Here is a 24,806-nt window from a genome sequence, read left to right as displayed (position 1 = left end):
ATATGCAAAATATTCCAACTGATATCGAACAGCTTTCTGAATTAGAGGTAAAAAATTTACTAAAGCAACTGGCAAATAAGATAAGAGAATATAATAACGCATATCACCAAGAAGATGCTCCCCTGATTTCTGATGCTGAGTATGATCAATTATTTAATTTAAACCTTGAACTTGAAAAGAAATTTCCTCATCTGGTGCTGGAAAATAGCTCGACTAAACAAATTGGTAGTTCTGCAGCAGAGAAATTTTCGAAAATAAAACATATCAATCCGATGTTTTCGCTCAGTAATGCCTTTGATAATGAAGATGTATCAGAGTTTATCAATAGAATAAAGAATTTTTTACGCCTTGATAGTTTCCAACCTATTTTTTGTGAGCCTAAAATAGATGGTTTATCTTTTTCTGCTACCTATGAGAATGGAATACTCACCAGAGCTGCGACAAGAGGCGATGGCTTTATTGGGGAAGATATAACGGAAAATATCAAGACTATAAAGAATTTTCCTCATTCAATAGACTTGGCTTCAGCAATTTTGGAAGTAAGAGGTGAGGTCTACATTAATAAACAGGATTTTTTATTATTAAATCAAGCACAAGAATTATCCCAAAAAGATAAATTTGCCAACCCGCGTAACGCGGCTGCTGGGTCATTAAGGCAGTTAGATCCAAACGTTACAGCTAGTAGACCTCTAGGGTATTTTGTGTATGCTGTGGGGAGTAGCAGTAGTAAAATAGCTGATTGTCAAGATGCTTTATTAGATAAGTTAAAAGAGTTAGGGTTCATCGTCAATAATATAGGAAAATTAGCCTATTCTGAAGATGACCTGAAATCTTTCTATGAATATTTGAATTCATCTAGAGAAAAATTACCTTATGAAATTGATGGTATTGTATATAAGCTAAATGATTTCGCTCTGCAGCAAAGAATGGGTTTTATTGCAAGAAGTCCAAGATTTGCTATCGCTCATAAATTCCCTGCGATAATTGGTCAAACTAAACTAATTAACATTACTCTACAAGTAGGTAGAACCGGTGTATTAACTCCGGTTGCTGAGTTAGAGCCGCTTTCTATTGGTGGAGTTAGAATATCACGGGCTACCTTACATAATTATCAGGAAATCATCAGAAAAGATATACGGATTAATGATTATGTATTTTTGCAGAGAGCAGGTGATGTTATACCGCAAATTACTGCTGTAGATTTTACTCGGCGTTCTAGTGAATCACAAAAAATAGATATGCCGAAACTTTGCCCATCTTGTGATTCTCAGTTACATTATAATCAAGAAACTATAATTATTCGTTGTGATAATGGTTTAAATTGTCCTGCCCAGAATTATGAACGAATATGTCATTTTACCTCTAAAAATGCTTTAGATATAGATGGTTTGGGGAAGAAACAAATAGAATTTTTGTTGGAAAAATCTTTAATAGAAAATCCAGTGGATATTTTTTATTTACAAAATAATAATGAAAAAAACTTAGTCAAGCTTGAAAATATGGTAGGATGGGGGCGAATATCTGTAGAAAACCTATTTGCGAGTATTGAAAAAGCCAAAACCGTTCCCCTAAATAAATTCATTTATTCCTTAGGAATCAGACATATTGGTGAACAAACCGCCAAATTACTTGCTCGAGAATTTCAAAATTATAATAATTTTATAACAGCTATGGAATCTTTATTGAAAGGTGATCAGCAAATTTACCAAAGATTAAATGATCTGGAAGGAATAGGAGATAAAATTCTGCTAGATATTATCGACTTTTTTGATATTAAAGAAAATCTACAAATTATTCAGCAACTAAGTAAAATTCTGAATATTCAAGACTATAATCAACAAACAACTGAAACCGTATTAACTGGTAAGATTGTAGTATTTACTGGCTCTTTATTAACTCTCTCAAGAGCTGAAGCCAAGTCTCAAGCGGAGAAATTAGGTGCTAAAGTAGCAAGTAGCGTTTCGTCTGCTACTGATTTAGTAGTGGCGGGTAGCGATGCTGGTAGTAAGCTCAAGAAAGCTAAGGAGCTGGGAATTAAAATTATTGATGAAGACCAGTGGCAGGAGTTAATACTCTTATGTAACACTCCAATATTTTGAAGAAAGAGATTCAAAATATTGCTGGATTTCAACATAGTAATGGGCTATCATTGACCAGATTTAACTTATCATTAAATAATTATTACATATGCAAGCAACAGCTACGAGTACCAACAAAAAAACATTCATACAAGAATGCTCATCTTTTATCTTTGTAATATTTTTGGCACTGATGATAAGATTCTTTGTGATGGAACTTTTTTTTGTGCCAACAGGTTCAATGAAAGCAACAGTGCTGGAGAATGATTATATTTTCTCAACAAAATATTCTTATGGATATAGTAATTATTCTTTTCCTTTCTATCCTAATATTTTTAGTGGTAGAATATTAGCGTCACAGCCACAAAGAGGGGATATAATAGTTTTTCGCCCACCAAATAATATGGATATTCGATATGTAAAAAGATTAATGGGGCTACCTGGAGATAAAATACAATTAATCAATGATGTAGTATATATAAATGATAAAGCTATAGAACGTACTGAAGCTGGGACATATAGAAGTGAACAAGGAAAAAACTATATAAAATATAAGGAAATATTACCTAATGGCGTAAATTATTTTTCTTATAAATTAAAACAAGACAATCACTTATTAGTAAATAAATATGGTAACACAGAAATCTTTTATGTACCGGAAGGAAAATATTTCTTTCTTGGTGATAACAGAGATGAATCGAATGATAGTAGGATAGAACTAGGATTTGTACCCTTTAAAAACTTTATTGCCAAAGGACAATTTATTATTTTTTCAACGAAAGAACAATTATGGCAAAGTGATATTGGGATAGTTAATCAAATACTCCGTGTTGGCACTTGGCTGGCATCTATTAGATTTAACAGATTATTTACCTCCCTTTATACAGATAAAATACAAGATGAGTACAAGTAAAAAATCCACACTCTCTGCTCCAGAAAAACTTGAACAGGATATAGGGTATAGTTTTAATAATAAAGATTTTTTACTGGAAGCGTTAAGCCATCCTTCTTTAAAGCAACATGTCCTAAAGCATGGAATACAAAAGAATTATGAACGTTTAGAATGGCTTGGTGATGCAATAATTAGTTTTGTTATTACTGAAATTTTATTTAAAAATTTTTCTACTTACGATGAGGGAAAATTAGCAAAAATTAGAGCATGTCTAGTCTGTAAAGAATCACTTTGTAAAGTAGCTGCCAGAATCAATCTGGCAGACTATATTATTATGACTTGCGGCGAAGAACTATTAGGAGGAAGACAAAATCCTAATAATATCGAAAATACTATGGAGGCATTAATTGCTGCCATTTATCTTGATAGTAATATTGATACTATCAAAAAAATAATATATGATTTATGGTATGAATTTATAGATATTATTGATTTAGCTGATTATGATCCTAAAAGTACTCTTCAAGAATTAGCACAGAAAAAGGGAACTGCAAAACCTGTATATCAAGTGATTAAAAGAGAAGGATCACCGCATGCAACCACCTTTACTGTATTAGTACAGATGGATGAATATCAACAAACTGGTACTGGTCATTCAGTTAAGGAAGCAGAAAAAGTTGCTGCCCGTAAATTAATGAACTACCTCAACAATTTAAAGTTGTAAGGTTTAGTCCGTGGAAATATACTCAAATGCAAAAGACAATTTCTCTATGTATCATTGGCAAACCAAATGCTGGTAAATCATCATTATTAAACAAACTTATAGGACAAAAAATATCGATAGTCACTCCTAAAGTTCAAACTACCCGCTCTATTATAACCGGAATAGTTACCATAAAAGATACACAGCTGATAATATTAGATACACCAGGTATATTTGAGCCAAAAAAACAGCTAGAAAAAGCAATGGTAAGGTGTGCATGGTCAAGTTTACATGGCGTAGACCTAGTGTTATTGATAATAGATAGTACGAAATCTATTGATCAATTTACTTTGCAAATACTTAAGAAGTTGCAAACTCTTAAAATAAATTTAATATTATTGTTAAATAAGATTGATAGTTCTTCTGAATATCTAGAAGAAATAGAAAATACTCTAAGAGTTCAGTTCATAGATAATTATATATTGAGAATATCCGTCTTATCCGGTAAAAATGTTAATAAATTACTCAATTACATCCAAAGCCAAGCTAAAGAATCGCCTTGGCTGTATGAAGAGGATGATGTTACTAATTTGCCTATGCGATTTTTAGCAGCTGAGATAACTAGAGAACAATTATTCTTGAATCTTTACCAAGAATTACCTTATAATTTAACTGTACAAACTGAAATGTGGCAGGAGAATAATGATAAATCCATCAAAATTCATCAGGTAATAGTTGTTTCAAGAGATTCTTATAAGACTATTATTTTAGGAAAAAATGGTTGTAAAATTAAAGAAATAGGCTCTAAGGCAAGAATAGAAATGCAGATAGCCTTTGATTGTAAAATTCACCTTTTTCTTTTTGTAAAAGTACGTGAACTTTGGCAAGATGACCCAAACTCATACAGCCATATGCGGTTGCAACAAGCTCAAATATAGAGCTAACCAATTCATTATTGCGTCATTGCTCCTCGCAATGACGTCTGTGAATTGGGAGTATATTAGACACTGTTAACTATAGTAAAGACAAAATGTATATAGTAATCTAAAAAATCATATGTTAACTATCAGTAAGTTTTTTTTCTTACCAATTAAATCACATATTAACGTTAGTGATAATATAATTGATGGACTCAAAAGATTGGGGATAATCAATTTAAGAGATTTGCTATTTTACCGCCCTACTTCTTATCAAGTTAAAACAACTTCGCCCAATTTATCTTTACTGAAAAATGGTCAGTTAATTCAAGCTGAAGTAACAATTGAAGAGGTTCTTGTTCCTAAAAGCAAAAAGCAGCCTTTAAAAATCCTAGGAACCAATGAAACGGGGTCTATTCTGCTAGTATTTTTTAATAGACCGCCTTATTTTTTGCTAAATAAATTTATGATAGGCAGTAAGCATATAGTTGAAGGCAAGGTGCAAGTATTTTCTAGCTTAGCTCAAATAGTCCACCCAATGTTTATTTTTGATACAAAACTTACCAACTCCATAGAATCAATTTATCCTTTGACTTATGGAATAATTAATAAGCAACTTTATTCCTATATAATAAAAGCTCTTGATTTGTTTGAAAAAGAGTGTGACAACATCCCTGAAAATTTCCGGGAAATAAAGGACTATACTAAATCATTATTAAAAGATTTAAAAAGCATGCATTTATATCAGACTCAAACTGAGAAGCTAGAAGAACTGCATACTCAAGCTTTAAGACGATTAGCAGAAAAAGAGCTATTTGCTAATCAGCTGTCATTACAACATTTCCGCCAGCAAACAAAATTAAAACAAGGTAATTCATTTACTAAATCCGATCAGCTACAGCAATCAATACTTAAGATATTAGGATTTGAACTGACACACGACCAAAAGAAAGTAATTGAAGAAATTGAAAAGGATCAATTATCCCCTACAGAAATGATGCGTTTACTGCAAGGGGATGTGGGGTCTGGCAAAACCCTGGTAGCTTTATTAACAATAGTCAATGTAGTATACCATAAATTTCAAGCTGCACTAATGGTTCCTACTGATTTATTAGCAAACCAACATTACCAATTCTTCATTAAAGCCTTAAGTGAAAGCGAAATAAGGATTGGTTTACTTACCGGAAAAATATCTGGCAAAGAACGCAACAAGCTGTTATCAGAACTAGAAAACGGAGATATTGATATATTAATTGGCACTCATGCCTTATTTCAAGAAAAAGTAAATTTTAAAAGTTTAGGTTATATCGTCATTGATGAGCAACATAAATTTGGCGTACAACAACGGTTAGATTTAATTAACAAAGCCTCGCATCCAGATGTTTTAGTAATGACAGCTACCCCTATTCCTAGAAGTCTTACTTTGACCATGTTTGGAGATATGGATATTTCTAAATTAACCAGTAAACCCAAAAATCGACTACCAATTATTACCAGCATATTACCAAAGACAAAACTAAATAATGTAATCTCAGTTTTGGATAAAAAGATAAGAGCTGGGGAGAAAATTTACTGGATATGTCCTCTTATCGATCAAAATGATGAAGAGTTAACAACGCAGGCAAAAAATACTGGAATGACTGACGTTAATAGCAGATTCATTACCATTGAAACCGCCTACCCTAACATTACAGCTATCATCCACGGCAAAATGAAAAATGAGCCAAAAGATATGATTATGCAACAATTTAAGAATGGCAATATTAAAATCCTGGTTGCTACAACTGTAATCGAAGTGGGTATCGATGTACCAGATGCCACCTTAATAGTCATCGAAAATGCTGAACAGTTTGGTTTAGCTCAGTTACATCAGATAAGAGGTAGAGTTGGACGTGGAATGTTACAATCTCATTGTATCCTTCTATATGATCCTAAAAAATTAAGTATATTTGCAAAATCTAGATTTGAAGTGATGAGAAATAGTAATGATGGTTTTTATATAGCTGAGCAAGACCTACTGTTAAGAGGTAGTGGAGAAATATTAGGTACTAAGCAAAGTGGTGAAATAAGATTCTTTTTTGCCGATCTAGCTAGAGACCTAGACCTTTTGACTAAAGCTAATAAATTAGCAGAAGAAAGTTCAAACAATCATTCAGAATTTTCTCTACTTCAAGCAAAATTATTTGCTAAAGTAGAATTTAATGAATTAAACTAACACTACAGTCGTAGTTTACAAATAAAATAAAATGTATTAGAATGTATGGCATAGTTGAAGGAGGAGATGAGATAAGGAATGGATAACATCAAGATATGGCAAGAACTGGAAGGAATGATAGAAGAAGGTCAGAGTGGTTTAAGAGTAGGATGTAATGATTATAGAACTTTTAATAATATGTCACTGTATGTCAAAGCATTAATGAGTTCTGTTGAGAGGAAGAATAGCTGGCAATTAGCGGAAATGGTATAGCACTTAACATATGGATTCAAATAAGTTATAATGATAAATAATAAAAAAATTTTATAATAGCAATATGGCATCCCCCTACAGTTACGATTTACGTTCTAGAGTTATAGAACATTATGAGAAATATAAGAAAGTAGCACTTACATGCGAAACCTTTAAAATTAGTCGGTCAATAATCTATGATTGGATTAGATTAAAGAAACAAACTGGAGATATAAAGTCAAAGGAGGGATACCAGAAAGGATATGGTCATAAAATCCCTGATTTATCGGAGTTGCGTCATTTAGTAGAAAAAGGTAACTCGTTAACGCTTACAGAAATAGCAAAAGAATTAGATAATGTTGCAAGTATAATGACTATCAGCCGAGCTTTAAAGAAACTCAACATTACTCGAAAAAAAAGACATATGCGTATAAAGAAAGAGATGAAGGAAAGCGACAAGATTTTCTCAGTGAATTAGAAAAAGTGCCGAAAGAGAAACGTGTTTATCTTGATGAAGCGGGCATAAATGATAATGAATCATATGAATATGGATGGTCAATGAAAGGAAGTCGTTGTAATGGGAGTAAATCGGGAAAACGTAGTGAAAGAACAAGTTTTATTGGTGCGTTAAATCAGAATAGTTTAATCGCATCACTAGTCTTTACTGGGAGCTGTGATAGTAAGGTATTTGAAGCTTATATAGAAAATTGCCTTGTGCCGGAGCTAAAGCCTGGACAGGTTGTCATTGCTGATAATGCAAGCTTTCATAAATCCAAAAGGGCTAAAGAATTAATTGAAAAAGCTGGCTGCAAACTAAAATTTTTACCACCTTATTCCCCTGATTTAAATCCTATTGAACATCATTGGTTTCCGATAAAAAATAACATTAGAAAATTATTAGATAAAGGTATTTCTGTATTTGAGGCAAGTTGTAGAACGTTTAAAATAATGTATGAACCTATATGTTAAGTGCTATAGGAGCTAAAACACCATACAATTTTCAGTATCTTTTATGTTATAGTTATGCCTATAGGATTAGGTGATAAAGAACATAACGATTGTAAGATGTCATTCCTAGCTGCGGCGGAAATCTAGATACCTGCTTTCGCAAGGTTAACACAAAGTTTGTATCACCTAATTCAATAGGTTTCACTATAAAGAAAGAACCCGTGTACTGTATGCACAAAGTTTACGACTGTAGTACTAGCATGAAGATAAAAAATATTTTTTGCTAAATCTATTCCTATTATGTTATATTCCATGTTGGGTCTTCCTATTGTTGTTTTAATATATTAAATCTAGAAGAATAACAACTGCTATTCATTCTATATATATGGTAGAGCCATACCATTACCTTACGCATGGCGTTTAAAAGTAATAGGGAGAACAGCCCGGCGTCATTGTGAGGAGCCACTTTGGTGGCAAACGAAGCAATCCAAATTTAACCGTTTTCCTAGATTGCTTCGTTGATCTCGCTAATAGACATTTAGGAACTTATAATAATATCAAGAACCTATTTGGGTTAGCTATATAAAGAAAATAGTATGAGGTAATTTAAATATAAGGTGGAGAGGTGGAGAGGTAATGGAATATCAACAGGAACAAAGAAGTCTAACTAGAGAACAAAAAGAAGCTATAGGATTATTCTCAGTTGGCACATTCCTAGAATATTTTGACTTAATGTTGTATGTCCATATGGGCGAGTTTTTTAATGAGTTATTTTTTAAACCTACCGATCCTCATACCGCATCTTTAATGAAGGCTTTGGTCTTTTGTTCTACATTTGTTTTTCGCCCTGTTGGTGCTTTAATATTCGGTTGGTTGGGTGATAATATAGGGCGCAAGTCAACAGTAATCATTACAACTTTTTTAATGGCCACATCATGTTTTGTTATGGCTAATCTCCCTACTTATGCTCAGATAGGAAGCACGGCAGCATGGATAGCAACAATCTGTCGTATTGTTCAAGGTATTTCTGCCATAGGAGAGGTGACAGGGGCACAACTTTATTTAACTGAAACGATTAAGCCCCCAGTTCAATATGCAAGTGTAGGATTAATGTGGGCTACCTGTAATCTAGGAACGTTAGGTGCTTTAGGTATTGCAACACTTGTTACTTCTCATGGTTTTAACTGGCGTCTGGCGTTTTGGATTGGTACAGCAATTGCATTGGTTGGTTTTGTTGCGAGAAGCAAACTTAGAGAAGTACCAGAATTTGCTGATGCCAAATATCGAATAAAAAGAGTTTTTGAAAGAATTAATACAGATCCAGCTATCTTAAAAGACAATCCCATTTGGCAAGCAAAAGTTAATAAAAAAACACTAATAGCTTTCTTTTTATTACAATGTGCTTCACCGGTATGTTTTTATTTTATATACGTACATTGTGGTAATATTTTAAAAACTAATTTTGGTTATACAACTTCGGAGGTTATTCATCATAACTTTATTATCTGTATAATAGAGCTGCTAACCATTTTAGTATTCTGTTATTTAAGCTTAAAAGTGCATCCATTATTAATCCTAAAAATCATACTGTTAATATCTTCTATTTTTATCATATTTTGTCCGTATTTATTGAATAATGTTAGTTCTCCTTACCAATTATTTCTGATTCAATTCGTTATATCTTTATTACATGAATGCTTAGGTCCTGCTCTTCCCATTTGTTATAGAAGCTTTCCTATATTTAAACGTTTTACCTGTGCTACTATGACATTTGCTTTATCTCGAGCTTTAATGCTTGTTATTACCTCTTTTGGTTTTGTCTATCTTATTGAATATTTTGGCAATTGGGGATTATTGTTTATTATGATTCCTACAATTATTGGCTTTGCCTATGGGTTATTTCATTTCGAAAAGTTAGCAAAAGATTCTGGGAATTATCCACCCAAAGGAGTCTTATAGCTCTTGTGTTATTATAGTAAGTTAAAGTTTATAATGAAAAAAATAATAGGTTTAGACATAAGTGAAAAAGCTCAATTCATGACCGTATTAGGTATAATAGTGTTGTTATTACTTATGTCATGCACTAATCGCTCATCTTGTATTACTTATATGTTACCACCAGAATATTTAAATAATGGCAACTTAGCATATTTTGGATTTAATAATCATAATAAACTATCAGAGTTTCTTCCTAAACATATTAGATATATTAATCAATATAATATAATTGGTAGTGGGCAATTTAGTGTTAACCAATTTAAAAATGCTATTGTATCTAAAGTAGATATTATTGATGTTGATTTGAGAAGCGAGTATCATGGATTTAACGGTTTAAACCCAGTCTCCTTTATCAGTTTACCATATAATGACTCCAACACTAATAGATTTCAAGAAGAAATTATAGTACAGGAGCAATATTTATTTAATTCAATACTACCAACTTATAAACAACTTAGTATATATATAAATAATTTAAAGGTTAAACCAACAAAGAACGATCCTACCGCCTGTATAACCATTGCTACTAGGACTGAGGATGATATGATGAAAAGTTTAAACATTGATTATCATAGAATTACTGTGCTAGATCATCGAGAACCGAGTAATGATAATTTAGATAAAATGGTAGCACTTTTTGATCAGAAGTTAAAATTAAGTCCAAGTCGATGGGTTTATGTACATTGCAATGGTGGGAATGGTCGTACCACGACAGCTATAGCTGAGCTTATTATGTTAAAGCAACAAGAGGCGGACAAATTACAACCATTCGATGATTTGATATCATATGTGGAATCAGTTAATAATGGTTATAAATTAGTACCAAATTGTAATCCTAGGGATAAAAATCATCGTTGTCAATGGAAGTGGCATCGCTATAATACCTTAAAAATATTCTATAATTTTGTACGAACAAGAGCTAACAATCAAACTTTTAGTAATTGGTATGATAAGAATGTGTAAATATAACTATACTCTAAAACAAAAAATGTTCTTTCTAGGAGACTGTCGGAAATGACTAATTGCTTTAGTTATTTCTGACAATCTCTTGGACCTCATAATAAATTAATATAACTATGTTCAAACTTTTTTATGTATTTTTTAAATTATTTATAATATTAGGGCTAATAGCACTTAGTGCTTGTATATATTTGTTGTATCATTACTCTAAAGAATTACCGGACTATTCTCAACTTGCCGATTATCATCCACCATCGGTAACAAGAGTGTATGCCCAAAATGGAAAATTAATGGAGGAATATGCTTTGGAACGTAGAGTTTTTGTACCTATTAGTAGTGTACCACGCTCTCTTATAGAGGCGTTTATTTCAGCAGAAGATAAGAATTTTTTTGAACATTCAGGAGTTGATATTATAAGCATTATCAGAGCAGCAATATTAAATATCTCTAATATCGTACACCGTCGTAGAGTGGAAGGAGGGTCAACTATTACCCAGCAAGTAGTCAAGAATTTTTTATTAACCTCTGAGGTATCGATAGAACGTAAGATTAAAGAGGCGATTTTATCATATATGGTCTCAAAAACCTTTACTAAAGATCAAATTTTGGAGTTATATCTTAATCAAACATTTTTTGGTAGGGGAGCATACGGAGTTGCTATGGCTGCTCAAAACTATTTTAATAAATCTATTGACGATTTAACTCTTGCTGAATCAGCTTTTATTGCTGGGTTACCAAAAGCACCATCAAATTTTAACCCGGAGAAAAATTATGCCAGGGTAAAAGAGCGTAGAGATTATGTCATTATAAGAATGTTGGAAGATGGTTATATAACGCAAGAAACATCGAAGGAGGCAATAGATACTGCAATTACTTTACAAAAGCGGGATCGTAATGAGACCGTTACAGCCGGTTATTATGCTGAGCAAGTACGGGAAGAAGTCATTAGCAGAATTGGCAGTAAAGAATATTTTTATACTGGAGGGTTAACAGTCATTACCTCACTTGATGCTAATATGCAGCAAGCTGCGGAAAATGCCCTTAGGAAAGGTATAAGAGAATATGACAGAAACCATGGTTTTAGAGGAGTCATAACTAATATAGATATAAATAACTGGCAAGATAATTTAAATAAACTAACAAAGCCACCAGCCATTCTGGAATATCAATTGGCTGTGGTGTTAAATGTTGCAGATAATCAAGCAGAAATTGGTCTTTGCGACTTGAGTAAGTCAAAAATAGTTTTATCAGAAATGAAATGGGCAAAAAATAATCTTAAATCTGTAAAAGCTCTTTTACAGAAGGGTGATGTTATAGTAGTCGAAAAAGTGAATGCTAATTACTATTTAAGACAAATTCCGACCGTTAATGGGGCTATTATGGCGATGAATCCTACAACAGGTCAGGTACTTGCAAGTGTTGGTGGATATGATTTTACGGTTAGTAAATTTGATCGTGCTACCCAGGCTTTACGACAACCAGGGTCACTCTGCAAAACTTTCGTTTATCTTGCTGCTTTAGAAAACGCAATCCAGCCAAATAGAATTTTTGAAGATGGTCCAATAGAGATTTCGCAAGGTTCTGGCATGCCAATTTGGAAACCCAAAAATTATAAAGGAGATTTTTTGGGCTTAATTACTATGCGTACCGGTCTTGAGAAATCACGAAACCTTATTACGGTCAGGGTAGCACAAACTATAGGACTAAATAAAGTCGCTGAAATAATCAAACGATTCGGCATTAATAATGAGCCAAAGAAATTTTATTCTATGGTTCTTGGTTCGCTCGAAACCACGTTAAAAAGAATGACCACCGCTTATGCGATAATTGCTAATTCAGGGAAAAAAGTTACACCACATTTTGTAGAACTCATTAAAGATCGTAACGGTAAAATAATTTACCGTAGAGATAATAGAGAATGTGAAAATTGTAGTGTATCTGACTCCCAGCTTACTGATAACTTATCACCACCTATCCTATCTCAACCAGATTGTCGAATGATTACCGATGAGGCAAGTGATTATCAGATTACCTCATTTCTTACTGGAGCAGTTGAAAGAGGCACGGCAACAGCTGCAAAAAAACTTGGTAAGGTTATAGCTGGTAAAAGTGGCACTACCAACGAGAGTATGGATACTTGGTTTATTGGTTTTACTCCCAAAATAGTTGTTGGAACATATATTGGCTATGATACACCAAAAACACTTGGAAAAACTGAAACAGGGTCAAGGGTTGCCTTACCTATATTCATTGATTTTATGGAAAAGGCATATTCTGATATCCCTTCACTGGCGTTTAAAATACCAGAATCGATTAAATTATTACCAGTAAATCCGCAAACCGGTAAAATTACTTCTTCTGGCAGTGTTATGGAAGCATTCAAAATTCATGATATACAAATATTAGATTATCAACAAGATAACCAAGATAATGGTGTTTTCCATAATATACCTCCCGAAAAAGATAGTTCTCAGGAGATATATTAAACAAGATTTATCTAGACAATGGATGTTACTATGATACTATTTCAATTATTGCTTGCCAGTGATATTTGAGTATCCACTTATTAAATGGAGGTACTCACTAACTGAACATAATAAATTGGAAGCAACATCAATATGCCAATATTAGATAAAACTTTTATAGGAGTGAATAAGGTAATCAAATGTCTTATATTAAGTTGTTTCCATGTTAATATACTCTATGTTTCTGTAGCATTAGGAAATCCTTTATCAAATATTTTTAAAAATATGTATAAAGATTTTGAAAAGAGACCTAAAATTCTAATTCCTGGTAGTTCTATATTATTAATAGATCATAGTAAAAGCAAGTCAGTGATTAGCCAAGACACTGAACCTATAAAACCAATATCACAGCCATCCAATGTTAACACTCTATCTCCAGTAGTAGAAGTCGTTCCAGAAGTAGCAGTTGTTTCGGGAAGAGTAGCCATTCCACTAACAGAAGCGGCACCTGACCCACTAGCAGGAGTGGCACCTGATCCGCCAGCAGGAGTGGCACCTGACCCACTAGCAGGAGCGGCACCTGACCCACTAGCAGGAGCGGCACCTGACCCACTAGCAGGAGCGGCACCTGACCCACTAGCAGGAGCGGCACCTGACCCACTAGCAGGAGCGGCACCTGACCCACTAGCAGGAGCGGCACCTGATCCACCAGCAGGAGCGGCACCTGACCCACTAGCAGGAGCGGCACCTGTTCCACCAGGAGGAGTACCACCTGATCCACCAGCAGGAGTGGCACCTGCCCCAGCAGCAGTACCACCTGACCCACTAGCAGGAGAGGCACCTGCCCCAGCAGGAGTACCACCTGATCCACCAGCAGGAGCGGCACCTGCCCCAGCAGCAGTACCACCTGACCCACTAGCAGGAGTGCCTGGTTCAGCAGTAACTGTGACATTAGCCCCAATTACAACAACTAATACCGAGGACATAACACTATTACAAAAACAAAAAGAAACAGTAAGAAATGTTGCCTTAGCGGTAAATGAAATAGTTATATTATCTTATGAATTTGCAAACTCAACTATTGATTTAAGATTAAGAAATATAAGGCATTTAAACAATCTTACCGCTCTTGCTACTGGTGATGAGAGTAATATTATTCCTAAAAATTTGTGGATTAGTGGCACGATGGGTACAGCCAAATATAATGGGGAAAACATGTTAAGCGGGTATAGTGGCAGAACTAGTGCCGCCACTATTGGAGGTGATATAGAACTGCCAAGTGGTAGCATTATTGGAGGAGTTTATAACTATGTTTTCTCTAATTTCAAATACAAGAATCGCATTGACAAAGTTGCTGCCCATACCCACGTAATATCTATATATGGTCAAACTAATTTGTCTAAGAAACTAATATTACAGGGATTTCTTTCTCTTGCTTCGGGTAATGTTTCTGCAAAATTACCTACACGAACTCAGTTAGTTAAAGCTAAATTTGCTAATAGTTCCTATAGTAGCAAAGTAATAATTGCTCACAACTCAAGGATTAGCAGAGTATTAATTACCCCATATATTGGGTTTAAATATGGAGGATATAATATTGCTGGATATAAAACACAAAGTCTACCGGTTGCTGCTAGTTATAACCAAAGAGCTTCCGGACTTATAGGATTTGAAGTGATTATGCCATTGAAGATTAATAATACTAGCCAAGTGATTCCTGGATTGCATATGGGAGCTGAAAAGTTTTTGCATAATAAGCAACAAAAGTTTCGTATGCAGATAATGTCAGGTCGAGCTAACAACAGAGAGGAAGTATTGTTACTTGAAGAACCAGATAAATACCAGTATAAAATTGGTGGAACTATTACTATGAAATGTCAACCAATAGAAATTATGGCAGTATATGAATATTTAGTTTCTAATAATAAATATTCCGGTCATCAAGGTTCACTAAAATTAAAGTTATCGTTCTAGGATTATTGTTCTACAGTTATAGCACTTAACATATATATTCATACATTGTTTTTAACATTCTATAACTTGCCTCAAATACAGAATCTCTTTTATTTAATACGAACATATATGTTAAGTGCTATAACCAGATTAATATTTAAACCATAGTAAACTGGCATCATTGTGAGGAAGTAGCGAAGCACAACTAAGCAGCTATAGTGAAACCTATTGAATTAGGTGATACAAACTTTGTGTCATACCTGCGAAATCAGGTATCTAGATTCCCGCCTACGCGGGAATGACAACTTACAATAGTTATGTTCTTTATCACCTAATCCTATAGGCATAACTATATAAGTTGTCATTCTTAGCAATGGCAGGAATCTAGATACCTCATAACTGTCGAAAGTTAGAAGGTAGAGCGGGTTTAGAGGTCATCATGACAGTTTAAAAGTTGCGGGGAAATAACTGGCGTCATTGAGAGGAGGCATGAGCCGACGAAGCAACCCATTTTTGGTTACTTTTATGGATTGCTTCGTCGACCTACAGTCTTCTTGCAATGACGTTGACCACATACGACTTTTAAAGTACACTATCTAAAACCGCTTCCTCTTCTAACTTTCGACAGTTGTGGGCATTTGCGTGCGAAACAAAGTTTACTAGCCCCCGTCAAAAGTCTAAAGATACAACATCTGCTATTTTTAAACAAAAAAAAGGTCATTCCTGCGTAAGCAGGAATCTATAATATCTCAGGTTTTTTTGTTTACCAATTTTAGCTCCCTGCTTTCGCAGGGATGACACAAAACAGGATTGCTTCTAGCAAAGCTACTTCCTCGCTAATAGGCATCTGTATATATATCCTGAAATAAATTCAGGATGACTCAAAACGCTCTCAGATGTTTTAGATTCCCGCCGCAGCTAGAAATGACATCTTTTCCGTTGGGGCAAATGCTATTAGGATTTGCTATGAATCTGAACTTGATACTCCTTATTGAGTGCTTTAATCGCGTATAGCCACAATATTACGATAACAAAAAATACACCAGCAAAATAAGGGGTAGCTTCAACAAAAGTAAAGGTAGGAAGTAATATAAAGAATGTTGACTGGATAATACCGCCACCAGATTTACCGAACCTACCACCTATAACTTCTACTGCCGCTTGACCTTTTGTTCTAAGATCCTTATCAAGAGGGATATATGCCATATTCTTGGTAGCGTCAAATAATGAATATTTTGTGGCCTTGCTTAAAATATTTTGAATCATTCCAATCATCACTGCTACTGCCAAAGGTCCAGAAGTGAATAGACCAGTAACGTACATCGCAATAGTGCTATCAAAGAAGATAAAGGCAAAGAAAGCAATTCCAGTAATTAACATCATCAAAGGAGTAATCATAGCAGCGGTGAACCAAGAAACCCTTCTTAAAATGTTAGAACCAACGATCATAAACAATATAGCGGTCACACCTTGCCAAGCCTGAAATTGCCCCATATACATAGTATATTCTTCTTTAGTTGGATATAGTTGCTGAATTTTTGATTTCCATACACCTTCTACAAGATTTACTGATACACTATAAGATATAATTAGTAAGGCAATAAGCCCTAAATATTTTGAACTAAAAATCATTTTAAAGCTTTCCACAAGAGATAACTTAACCTTGCCTTTCTTGCTTGCTTTACTCGTTGTGTCATATAAAGTAGGATCGGTTAAAACATGCCGATTCATCCATCTATACAATAACATGATAACTAGAGCACTACCCATCATAATAATAAATAGTGGAGTAAATTTCAGATGTTCTGAAACTATTTGAGTTTCTTTGCTTAAAAAATAGCCAAGTATTAAGGCCGTCACTGGTAAAGATAAATTTGCTAGCATACCAAACATAGAATAAAAGCGTTTTGCTTCTTCAGTCTTGGTAATTTGGTTAGCAAATTGCCAAAATAATAAGCTAAGCATCATACTTCCCCAAAGTTCTGATATAGCATAAAAGATTGCAAAACTCCACTTACCAATTACCCTAATAAACCACTTGAAATTCGGATATGCATTACTTAATGCATCAATTGTTTCAGGATTAGGATGTACCAATTCTGGATATGGGTATAATACAAAAGTAAACAACGCAAAATATGCCAGAAAAAAACCAGTTACAGCGTAAAAAACATTTTCTTGTTTTAAAGAATCGCAAAGCTTTACGTAAGCAACCATAAATAGTACTGCCATTGGTAAAACAACATAGGTTTTTACAAAACTTATTGATTCAGGACCAATAGCTGTTACCACAAACCCATCTTTTATCGATCTAAGAGTAGAATAGTTAAGCAAAATGCAAAACATCATAGCAGCCATAGGCAAAAATTTCTTATTTTCATGCCCTTCAATTGGCCAAACTACTCTTCTTATTTCTGAGAAATAACTATTATCTTTCACCTTATCCATACCGTTTTATTATCATTATATAGTCAGTGCACTTATATAGATATATACAAGAAAAGTCAAATGATTATTTCCCTACAGCTAACCTGATTAGCATTACTCCGTCATTGCGAGGAGACCTACGGTCGACGAAGCAATCCATTTCTGGTCACTTTTTGGATTGCTTCGTCGCTACTAAAGTAGCTCCTCGCTAATAGACAGGGGTTAGCTATAATCAATATAAATATGATTGCTATTAAAAAAGATAATAGCTAAACAGGATTATTATAGTGTATATTTATTTTTGCTAGTTTTCATATTTAGCAATTAAAAGTTATATAAAAATATTTTAGGAGTGTATAAATGATAAAAAAAAAGAGACTAATTACTACTATAGTAGGGCTACTATTACTAAGCTCAAATAGTATAGCAAATACTGTGCCACCCACCACGTCAAATGCCAGTAAAACTACGGTTAATAGCGAGCATGAATTACAAAAAATTATTGATGAGTTCAGTTCTTATGCTGCAGGAGTTTCAGCAGAACTAAGGGAAGAAATAAAAAAATATCGAATAGAAGTTGCTAAAATTAATGGTCATAAACGAGAATTATATAAAAAAATCTCACAAGAAGCTCAGAACTATCTGGCTAAAGAGCGGGAATATAAAAAAAGAATTTCATCTCTGAGAAAAAATCCAGCTGAAAATCAAGAAAACCCTAAATCTACAGAAAATAAATCTGTCAAAAAAGATTCAGCTAAATAATGCTTTATCAACAATTTCAGCAGAATATTGAAAAACTAATTGGCAATAGACCTCGGATGGGGTCTATTGCCTTAGCTGTTTCAGGGGGTTCTGATTCCATAGCCCTTTTAATGTTAACACATAAATGGGTCAGCACTAATAGTATTAATGAAAATATTAATGTAGTTGTGATGTTAGTTGACCATCATTTGCGGGAACAATCCAAGATGGAGCATGAGTATGTCCGAGATTTAAGCCATAAATTGGGACATGACTACCACCTACTGCACTTCGATCACCAAAATAATTTTTCTAATTTACAAGCAAGGGCAAGAGAAGGTCGTTATCAATTAATGACCGATTTATGTAAAAAACTAGATATATTGACCATTTTAACGGCCCATCACTTGGATGATTATATAGAGAATTATTGTCTGAGATTAGAAAAAAAAAGTAGTATATTTGGACTTAGTGCTAGCCATATTAACTGGTATAATAATGTTAAAATAGTGAGACCATTGTTTAACATACCAAAACAACAATTAGTAACATATTTAACTGCCAATAATATTAAATGGTTTGAAGATGAATCAAACAAATCCGACAAATATCAACGAAATATCATTAGAAAAAAATTATCTCAAGAAGGAAAATATGTAAAAAACCAAATAATTTCTGAGCAATCTACAATTAACCAATTAGTAGAAGAAAAATTGCAACCTGAATTGATTGCCTGTATTGCAGAATCAGTAAAAATTTATCAATTCGGTTTTGCTACTATAAATTTATTAAAGGTTGTAGAATTTTCTAGCGAAATAATACTACAGTTAATCAGTTTTGTCCTTATCATTATTAGTGGTAGGAACCGTAGTAGCAGAACAAGCGGGGTAAGCAGGATAATGGTATTATTGCAACAACAAATGGATTTTACTAAAACACTACATGGCTGTGTGATAAAAAAAATTAGTAATAATCTAATAATTTACCGAGAATTTGGTAGGAATTTGCCAATGGATATTAAACTTAACAATGTAGATGTCTGGGATGGTAGATTTCGTTTTGTAGGAAGTCCTACAAATAATTCAGACTATTTGATAAGTAATCTAACGATAAAGGATTATAGTAAAATAAGGCAAGATTTAGATTTAACAATACTGAAAGATGCAAGTTTTAATAATCATGTCGCTATTTTATTAACTCTACCAGTAGTCAAGATACTTGAAAAAGTTATAGCCATACCCCATATATCGTATTATAATGGCAATGGTTTGAGTAAGGGACTCGGTGTTTCTTTCTCTCCCAATTTTATATCGCGTTTTACGCATTTCTGTTAGGTGAGTTGTAGATGAATAATCAAGGTAAGAACGTTCTGATTTGGGTATCGATTTTTGTTTTAATGGTACTTGCCTTTCATGCATTTCAAAATGATGGTTTTATGGGAGGAAAGAGTAATATCTCTTTCTCAGATTTTTTAACCAAAATTGATGAAAAAGCAGTTAGTTCTGTTAAAATTCAGGGCAGAACAATCGATGGAACCCTAAGCGATGGAGGCTCTTTCTCAACTTATGCTCCTGACTATCCAGATTTAATAAATCGCTTAAGTAGTAATGGTGTACATATTGAGGTAGTACCTCCTGATACCAAAATGAACCTGTTGTTCAGCATATTCATTTCGTGGTTTCCAATGATTCTGTTGATAGGTGGCTGGGTATTTTTTATGCGACAAATGCAAGGTGGCGGAAAAGCTATGGGTTTTGGTAAATCTAAAGCCAAACTAATTTCAGATAAAGGACCGAAAGTTACTTTTAAAGACGTAGCTGGTATTGACGAAGCTAAAGAAGAATTAACTGAGATTGTTGACTTTCTTAGAGATCCAAGCAAATTCCAGAAACTTGGTGGTAAAATTCCCAAAGGCTGTTTATTAATAGGATCACCTGGGACAGGTAAGACTCTGTTAGCAAGAGCTATAGCAGGTGAGGCAAATGTTCCTTTCTTTAGCATCTCCGGTTCCGATTTTGTTGAAATGTTTGTTGGTGTTGGTGCAAGTCGTGTGCGTGATATGTTCGAACAAGGAAAGCGTAATGCACCTTGCATAATCTTTATTGATGAAATAGATGCTGTAGGTCGTCACAGGGGTATTGGTATGGGCGGTGGTAACGATGAGCGTGAACAAACATTAAATCAGATGTTAGTTGAAATGGATGGGTTTGAAGATAATGAAGGGGTAGTGATTATTGCAGCAACTAACAGACCTGATGTACTTGATACCGCCTTACTAAGACCTGGAAGATTTGATCGTCAAATTACTGTGCCTAATCCAGATATTGACGGTAGGGAGCAAATTTTACAAGTACATTTGAAGAAGATAAAATGTGCTAAGAATATAGTACCTAGAATCATAGCTAGAGGAACTCCTGGGTTCTCAGGGGCAGAACTTGCTAATCTTGTTAACGAATCGGCATTAATTGCTGCCCGTAAAGGTAAGAAGGAAGTTAATATGCTGGAGTTAGAAGAGGCAAAAGATAAGGTGTTAATGGGCGTTGAAAGACGTTCTATGATTATGTCAGATGAGCAGAAAAAATTGACTGCCTATCATGAAGGTGGGCATGCATTGGTTGGTCTTTACTGTCCTGCTTCTGATCCAATTCATAAAGCAACTATTATTCCAAGAGGTAAAGCACTTGGTATGGTAATGCGATTACCTGAAAATGATCGTTTTTCTATACAGCGTGATAAAATGGAAGCTGACATAGCAGTAGCAATGGCAGGCAGAGTGGCTGAAGAGCTTATTTTTGGTAAAGATAAAGTTACTTCTGGTGCTTCTTCCGATATTAAAATGGCAACCAGAATGGCCAGAGCTATGGTAACTGATTGGGGGCTAAGTGATGCAATAGGACCAGTATACCATGGTTCAAGTAATGAAGATATATATGCTAGTGGTAGGGGGGAAGGTCATACTTCTGTACATACAGCAGAATTAATTGATAAGGAAGTGAAAATTTTTGTTGAAAAAGGTTACGATTTGGCAAAAAATATACTAACTGAGCATATTAGTGAGCTCCATCTATTAGCCAAAATATTAATTGAGCATGAAACATTGTCAGGTCAGCAGATTAAAAATTTGCTTAGTGGTAGATCGATGAATTCAGAAGAGGTAAATTCATTTCCAACAAAAAATGATGATAATGGTGCTATAAAAGTTAAGAAGCTAAGTCAGAAAAAAGACTTATAGGATGGGGAATAGATATGGCAGAATTTAGATTACCACCTAATTCTAAAGTTCGTAAAGGGATAGTACATAAATATTCTGGGGAAACAGGTAAGCTACGTAATATTAGTATTTATAGATACGATCCAGATTCTGAGGAAAACCCTAGAATTGATATTTATGAGTTAGATCTAGGCAAAACAGGTTCAATGGTTCTAGATGCCTTAATTAAAATAAAAAATGAAATAGATTCTACCTTGACTTTCAGGCGTTCTTGTCGTGAGGGGATTTGCGGTAGTTGTGCAATGAATATAGATGGAACTAATACACTTGCCTGCATTAAGCCTATTGAAGAAATTTGTGGTGATATCAAGATATATCCCCTACCACATATGAAGGTAGTAAAAGATTTAGTACCTGATATGTCGCATTTTTATGCTCAATATGAATCGATAGAGCCTTGGCTAAAAACTGATACTCCTCCTCCTTCCAATAGTGAAAGATTGCAGTCCCTTAAGGATAGAGAAAAATTAGATGGGCTATATGAATGTATATTGTGTGCCTGTTGCTCCACTGCTTGCCCAAGCTATTGGTGGAATGGTGATAAATATTTAGGACCTGCGATTTTACTACAAGCTTATCGGTGGATTGTTGATTCTAGGGACGAGTATACTGGAGAGCGTTTAGATGCTCTGGAAGACCCTTTTAAACTATATCGTTGTCATACGATTATGAACTGTACCAAGACTTGCCCGAAAGGTTTAAATCCAGCTAAAGCTATTGCAGAGATAAAAAATCAAATAATACAACGTCATGGAGTGTAAAATAGAACTTTTCTATTAGGTAGATATGGACAATATACTTACTAATTTTAAGTTAGCATTAGCTAAGAATAATGGTAGCTTTTTTGAGCATGACATTATCTGCAATAATGAGTTAGTAAGATTAAGACCATTAAATGCAGAGGATATGTCAGTGTTTGCACGGTTCTCTTCTGATCAAGCAATCTGGAAATATTTTCCTATCAAAATGCGTCAAGTACAAGATATGAACAACTACGTTGATGAAGCCATACAACAAAGAAAGCTGGGTTTGCGATATCATTTTGCTATTGAAGAGCAGAAAACAGGCAAAATTGTTGGATCAACAGCTTTTGGCAATTATTCCCCGAAAGACCGCAGGATAGAAATAGGTTGGAGTTGGATAGAAACATTGTTTCAAGGAAGTGGTATTAATAAAAATGCAAAGTTTCTTTTGTTGCATTTTGCGTTTGATTACCTGAATATGGAAAGAGTGGAGTTTAAAACAGATGCACTTAATGTAAGAGCTAGAGGTGGGCTGGTTAAAATTGGAGCGACTGAAGAAGGTATGTTGCGAAGCCATACTCTTATGCCTGATGATAGACGCAGAGATACAGTATACTATAGTATACTCAAAGATGAGTGGGATACAAAATTACGGTTAAACTTTTCTGATTGCATGTACTCTGTAAAGATTTCTAAAGTGACCTAGGAGACTGTCGAAGATGACTAATTATTTTAAGCTATTTTTCTAAAAATCCTGTTTATAGCTAACCCGTTATGTTCTAGATAGCTTCTATGCTATTAGCGAAGAGACACTTCAGTAACGACGAAGCAATTGTTTTGTGTCATACCTACTAGGTTTAACTTGTCATACCTGCGAAAGTAGGTATCTAGATTCCCATAGCAATTATCTTTTATCTAAATTTTCAAAAAAAAATAAAAATATTTATCTAAATAACAAAACAACGTTTTTGTTGAATAAGTTTATGGCACACTTCAAGTAGTTTACGCATGCATGCAACTATAGTTATGCCCATAGGATTAGGTGATAAAGAACATAACGATTGTAAGTTGTCATTCCCGCGAAGGCGGGAATCTAGATACCTGCTTTCGCAGGTATGACACAAAGTTTGTATCACCTAATTCAATAGGTTTCACTATATAAAGCATCCCGTGGTATTTTCCTACCGCCTCTAATAAATCTTCGTCCTTGCTTATTACCACTATCACGGGCATAAGGAGCTATCCCCACAATTGCTGACAATTCGTTACTACTATAATTTTTATCCCCTAGTTCAGGTACAAAACTAATTAGTTTTGTAGCCAAACATTTACCAATACCAGGTACAGTCTCTAATATTTTCACCTTCTCTTTTAACTCTTCTGACTCATCTATTATAGTTATGCCTATAGGATTAGGTGATAAAGAACATAACTATTGTAAGTTGTCATTCCCGCGTAGGCGGGAATCTAGATACCTGCTTTCGCAGGTATGACACAAAGTTTGTATCACCTAATTCAATAGGTTTCACTATACCTCACTTAATTTTTTATCAAGCTCAGCTATTTCATTCTGTAAAAATTTAACGAGCTTTTCTATACTCTCTTTATCAATACCATCAATACTATGATGTAGCCTCTTCTTTTCATTACTCAGTATTAGAACTAAATCTTCCCGCCTTTGCTGATACCTCTTCAAAGTCTCGGATTCAACTTGATATACATAATTTGCTGAAAGTTGCATTTTATCGCCATAATATGCTAATTTAAATGCATCCTTCTTATCAGTTTTACATAAATTCACCGATTTACTAAATGAATTAAAACTATATGTATTGACCCTATGTATCTGTTGTTTATTATTATACAATTTTTGGCAAATCTCAGCTTCATAACCTCCAGTAGGCTCACATACTATTAGCTTAATCTCGTCATTCTTTATTAGTGTTATCAGTTCTTCATGCCCTAACTTATCATTGGAAAAACGATTATATATCGGTTTATTGTTAGACTCATATAAACATATATCTAACCATTTTTTACTTACATCTAGACCTATTATTTTACTCATGATATAATCTCCTTCATCTTATTGTGCAAGGCTGCTGCTTCCAGCACCTTCTGCAATTTGTTCAAAGCAAACTTTGTAAGAGGGTACTTATTCTATGCTCGATTATCTCAATCAAGTACCCCACAAGTCACCCTCTTACAATTATTTATATCACATTCTCAAGATATAAGTACCCTACATTTTTTATTTTGTAGTG

23 protein-coding genes are annotated in these 24,806 nt (G+C 34.1%); 18 read left to right on the top strand and 5 right to left on the bottom strand.

Annotated elements, in window-relative coordinates; genetic code table 11:
- Nucleotides 1–2: 2 nt before the first annotated feature.
- From ligA to ACQH2P_RS05290, 7 genes are all read left to right on the top strand, one after another.
- Nucleotides 3–2,099 carry an NAD-dependent DNA ligase LigA gene (gene ligA, locus ACQH2P_RS05320; protein WP_425363328.1) on the top strand — a complete coding sequence of 699 codons (2,097 nt, stop codon included), beginning with the start codon at nt 3–5 and terminating at the stop codon, nt 2,097–2,099.
- Nucleotides 2,100–2,187: 88 nt separating this feature from the next.
- Nucleotides 2,188–2,991, top strand: a complete 804-nt coding sequence (lepB, locus tag ACQH2P_RS05315) for a signal peptidase I (protein ID WP_425363327.1) — start codon at nt 2,188–2,190, stop codon at nt 2,989–2,991.
- Nucleotides 2,978–3,694, top strand: coding sequence for a ribonuclease III (rnc, locus tag ACQH2P_RS05310; RefSeq protein ID WP_425363326.1), 717 nt, complete (start codon nt 2,978–2,980; stop codon nt 3,692–3,694). Before lepB ends, rnc begins: the two co-directional genes overlap by 14 nt.
- 26 nt (nt 3,695–3,720) lie before the next feature.
- Nucleotides 3,721–4,611, top strand: coding sequence for a GTPase Era (gene era, locus ACQH2P_RS05305; RefSeq protein WP_425363325.1), 891 nt, complete (start codon nt 3,721–3,723; stop codon nt 4,609–4,611).
- A 118-nt stretch (nt 4,612–4,729) separates the two neighbouring features.
- The gene (locus ACQH2P_RS05300; RefSeq protein ID WP_425363324.1) at nt 4,730–6,805 is read left to right on the top strand and encodes an ATP-dependent DNA helicase RecG; all 2,076 of its coding nucleotides are present in this window, start codon (nt 4,730–4,732) and stop codon (nt 6,803–6,805) included.
- A gap of 78 nt (nt 6,806–6,883) precedes the next feature.
- Nucleotides 6,884–7,057 carry a hypothetical protein gene (locus tag ACQH2P_RS05295; RefSeq protein ID WP_425363323.1) on the top strand — a complete coding sequence of 58 codons (174 nt, stop codon included), beginning with the start codon at nt 6,884–6,886 and terminating at the stop codon, nt 7,055–7,057.
- A gap of 64 nt (nt 7,058–7,121) precedes the next feature.
- A protein-coding gene (locus ACQH2P_RS05290; protein ID WP_425363003.1) for an IS630 family transposase occupies nt 7,122–8,005 on the top strand; the annotation gives its coding sequence in 2 pieces (ribosomal slippage) (nt 7,122–7,442 and nt 7,445–8,005; 882 coding nt in all).
- A gap of 58 nt (nt 8,006–8,063) precedes the next feature.
- Here the strand turns inward: ACQH2P_RS05290 and ACQH2P_RS05285 are convergent.
- Nucleotides 8,064–8,189, bottom strand: a complete 126-nt coding sequence (locus tag ACQH2P_RS05285; RefSeq protein WP_425363322.1) for a hypothetical protein — start codon at nt 8,187–8,189, stop codon at nt 8,064–8,066.
- Between the two features lie 431 nt (nt 8,190–8,620).
- Here ACQH2P_RS05285 and ACQH2P_RS05280 point away from each other — a divergent pair, with 431 nt between their 5' ends.
- From ACQH2P_RS05280 to ACQH2P_RS05265, 4 genes are all read left to right on the top strand, one after another.
- Nucleotides 8,621–9,943 (top strand): MFS transporter, encoded by a 1,323-nt coding sequence (locus tag ACQH2P_RS05280; RefSeq protein ID WP_425363321.1) that lies wholly within the window; start codon nt 8,621–8,623, stop codon nt 9,941–9,943.
- A gap of 33 nt (nt 9,944–9,976) precedes the next feature.
- Nucleotides 9,977–10,945: a phosphatase domain-containing protein gene (locus ACQH2P_RS05275; RefSeq protein ID WP_425363320.1), complete on the top strand. Its 969-nt coding sequence runs from the start codon at nt 9,977–9,979 to the stop codon at nt 10,943–10,945.
- 113 nt (nt 10,946–11,058) lie between these two features.
- On the top strand, nt 11,059–13,428 hold the full coding sequence (locus ACQH2P_RS05270) for a penicillin-binding protein 1A (RefSeq protein ID WP_425363319.1): 2,370 nt from the start codon (nt 11,059–11,061) through the stop codon (nt 13,426–13,428).
- 132 nt (nt 13,429–13,560) lie between these two features.
- Entirely contained in the window at nt 13,561–15,381 is a 1,821-nt protein-coding gene (locus ACQH2P_RS05265) for an autotransporter domain-containing protein (protein ID WP_425363318.1), read from the top strand.
- A 416-nt stretch (nt 15,382–15,797) separates the two neighbouring features.
- Here ACQH2P_RS05265 and ACQH2P_RS05260 read toward each other — a convergent pair whose 3' ends face one another.
- Nucleotides 15,798–15,935 (bottom strand): hypothetical protein, encoded by a 138-nt coding sequence (locus tag ACQH2P_RS05260; RefSeq protein WP_425363317.1) that lies wholly within the window; start codon nt 15,933–15,935, stop codon nt 15,798–15,800.
- A 379-nt stretch (nt 15,936–16,314) separates the two neighbouring features.
- A complete protein-coding gene (locus ACQH2P_RS05255) occupies nt 16,315–17,808 on the bottom strand; it encodes an Npt1/Npt2 family nucleotide transporter (protein WP_425363316.1) in 1,494 nt (497 codons plus the stop codon).
- Nucleotides 17,809–17,834: 26 nt separating this feature from the next.
- On the opposite strand from ACQH2P_RS05255, the gene ACQH2P_RS05250 reads away from it, so the two are divergent.
- The 6 genes from ACQH2P_RS05250 (at nt 17,835) to ACQH2P_RS05225 (ending at nt 23,248) form a co-directional block, all read left to right on the top strand.
- Nucleotides 17,835–17,999 carry a hypothetical protein gene (locus tag ACQH2P_RS05250; RefSeq protein ID WP_425363315.1) on the top strand — a complete coding sequence of 55 codons (165 nt, stop codon included), beginning with the start codon at nt 17,835–17,837 and terminating at the stop codon, nt 17,997–17,999.
- Nucleotides 18,000–18,147: 148 nt separating this feature from the next.
- Complete coding sequence (locus ACQH2P_RS05245) at nt 18,148–18,549, top strand: hypothetical protein (protein WP_425363314.1); 402 nt, start codon at nt 18,148–18,150, stop codon at nt 18,547–18,549.
- Nucleotides 18,549–19,862, top strand: a complete 1,314-nt coding sequence (gene tilS, locus ACQH2P_RS05240; protein ID WP_425363313.1) for a tRNA lysidine(34) synthetase TilS — start codon at nt 18,549–18,551, stop codon at nt 19,860–19,862. Before ACQH2P_RS05245 ends, tilS begins: the two co-directional genes overlap by 1 nt.
- 11 nt (nt 19,863–19,873) lie before the next feature.
- Nucleotides 19,874–21,760 carry an ATP-dependent zinc metalloprotease FtsH gene (gene ftsH / locus ACQH2P_RS05235; RefSeq protein WP_425363312.1) on the top strand — a complete coding sequence of 629 codons (1,887 nt, stop codon included), beginning with the start codon at nt 19,874–19,876 and terminating at the stop codon, nt 21,758–21,760.
- Between the two features lie 14 nt (nt 21,761–21,774).
- Nucleotides 21,775–22,560: a succinate dehydrogenase iron-sulfur subunit gene (locus ACQH2P_RS05230; protein WP_425363311.1), complete on the top strand. Its 786-nt coding sequence runs from the start codon at nt 21,775–21,777 to the stop codon at nt 22,558–22,560.
- Nucleotides 22,561–22,585: 25 nt separating this feature from the next.
- Nucleotides 22,586–23,248 (top strand): GNAT family N-acetyltransferase, encoded by a 663-nt coding sequence (locus ACQH2P_RS05225; protein WP_425363310.1) that lies wholly within the window; start codon nt 22,586–22,588, stop codon nt 23,246–23,248.
- Nucleotides 23,249–23,683: 435 nt separating this feature from the next.
- Here the strand turns inward: ACQH2P_RS05225 and ACQH2P_RS05220 are convergent, their stop codons facing one another.
- On the bottom strand, nt 23,684–23,905 hold the full coding sequence (locus tag ACQH2P_RS05220) for a transposase (RefSeq protein ID WP_425363309.1): 222 nt from the start codon (nt 23,903–23,905) through the stop codon (nt 23,684–23,686).
- Nucleotides 23,906–23,958: 53 nt separating this feature from the next.
- On the opposite strand from ACQH2P_RS05220, the gene ACQH2P_RS05215 reads away from it, so the two are divergent.
- A complete protein-coding gene (locus ACQH2P_RS05215) occupies nt 23,959–24,126 on the top strand; it encodes a hypothetical protein (RefSeq protein WP_425363308.1) in 168 nt (55 codons plus the stop codon).
- Here the strand turns inward: ACQH2P_RS05215 and ACQH2P_RS05210 are convergent.
- The gene (locus ACQH2P_RS05210; protein WP_425363307.1) at nt 24,071–24,610 is read right to left on the bottom strand and encodes an IS110 family transposase; all 540 of its coding nucleotides are present in this window, start codon (nt 24,608–24,610) and stop codon (nt 24,071–24,073) included. The genes ACQH2P_RS05215 and ACQH2P_RS05210 overlap by 56 nt on opposite strands.
- Between the last annotated feature and the right edge of the window lie 196 nt (nt 24,611–24,806).

It is taken from the genome of Candidatus Tisiphia endosymbiont of Hybos culiciformis, assembly GCF_964030975.1.
GTDB lineage: Bacteria > Pseudomonadota > Alphaproteobacteria > Rickettsiales > Rickettsiaceae > Tisiphia.
The sequence above is the reverse complement of the archived record's forward strand: the minus strand, read 5'-3'. Positions and strand labels throughout refer to the sequence as shown.

Bases quoted from the DNA above. Each gene is read 5' to 3' on its own strand.
- ligA (WP_425363328.1), top strand. From the start codon at position 3: ATGCAAAATATTCCAACTGATATCGAACAGCTTTCTGAATTAGAGGTA.
- lepB (WP_425363327.1), top strand. From the start codon at position 2,188: ATGCAAGCAACAGCTACGAGTACCAACAAAAAAACATTCATACAAGAA.
- rnc (WP_425363326.1), top strand. From the start codon at position 2,978: ATGAGTACAAGTAAAAAATCCACACTCTCTGCTCCAGAAAAACTTGAA.
- era (WP_425363325.1), top strand. From the start codon at position 3,721: ATGCAAAAGACAATTTCTCTATGTATCATTGGCAAACCAAATGCTGGT.
- ACQH2P_RS05300 (WP_425363324.1), top strand. From the start codon at position 4,730: ATGTTAACTATCAGTAAGTTTTTTTTCTTACCAATTAAATCACATATT.
- ACQH2P_RS05295 (WP_425363323.1), top strand. From the start codon at position 6,884: ATGGATAACATCAAGATATGGCAAGAACTGGAAGGAATGATAGAAGAA.
- ACQH2P_RS05280 (WP_425363321.1), top strand. From the start codon at position 8,621: ATGGAATATCAACAGGAACAAAGAAGTCTAACTAGAGAACAAAAAGAA.
- ACQH2P_RS05275 (WP_425363320.1), top strand. From the start codon at position 9,977: ATGAAAAAAATAATAGGTTTAGACATAAGTGAAAAAGCTCAATTCATG.
- ACQH2P_RS05270 (WP_425363319.1), top strand. From the start codon at position 11,059: ATGTTCAAACTTTTTTATGTATTTTTTAAATTATTTATAATATTAGGG.
- ACQH2P_RS05265 (WP_425363318.1), top strand. From the start codon at position 13,561: ATGCCAATATTAGATAAAACTTTTATAGGAGTGAATAAGGTAATCAAA.
- ACQH2P_RS05260 (WP_425363317.1), bottom strand. From the start codon at position 15,935: ATGTGGTCAACGTCATTGCAAGAAGACTGTAGGTCGACGAAGCAATCC.
- ACQH2P_RS05255 (WP_425363316.1), bottom strand. From the start codon at position 17,808: ATGGATAAGGTGAAAGATAATAGTTATTTCTCAGAAATAAGAAGAGTA.
- ACQH2P_RS05245 (WP_425363314.1), top strand. From the start codon at position 18,148: ATGATAAAAAAAAAGAGACTAATTACTACTATAGTAGGGCTACTATTA.
- tilS (WP_425363313.1), top strand. From the start codon at position 18,549: ATGCTTTATCAACAATTTCAGCAGAATATTGAAAAACTAATTGGCAAT.
- ftsH (WP_425363312.1), top strand. From the start codon at position 19,874: ATGAATAATCAAGGTAAGAACGTTCTGATTTGGGTATCGATTTTTGTT.
- ACQH2P_RS05230 (WP_425363311.1), top strand. From the start codon at position 21,775: ATGGCAGAATTTAGATTACCACCTAATTCTAAAGTTCGTAAAGGGATA.
- ACQH2P_RS05225 (WP_425363310.1), top strand. From the start codon at position 22,586: ATGGACAATATACTTACTAATTTTAAGTTAGCATTAGCTAAGAATAAT.
- ACQH2P_RS05210 (WP_425363307.1), bottom strand. From the start codon at position 24,610: ATGAGTAAAATAATAGGTCTAGATGTAAGTAAAAAATGGTTAGATATA.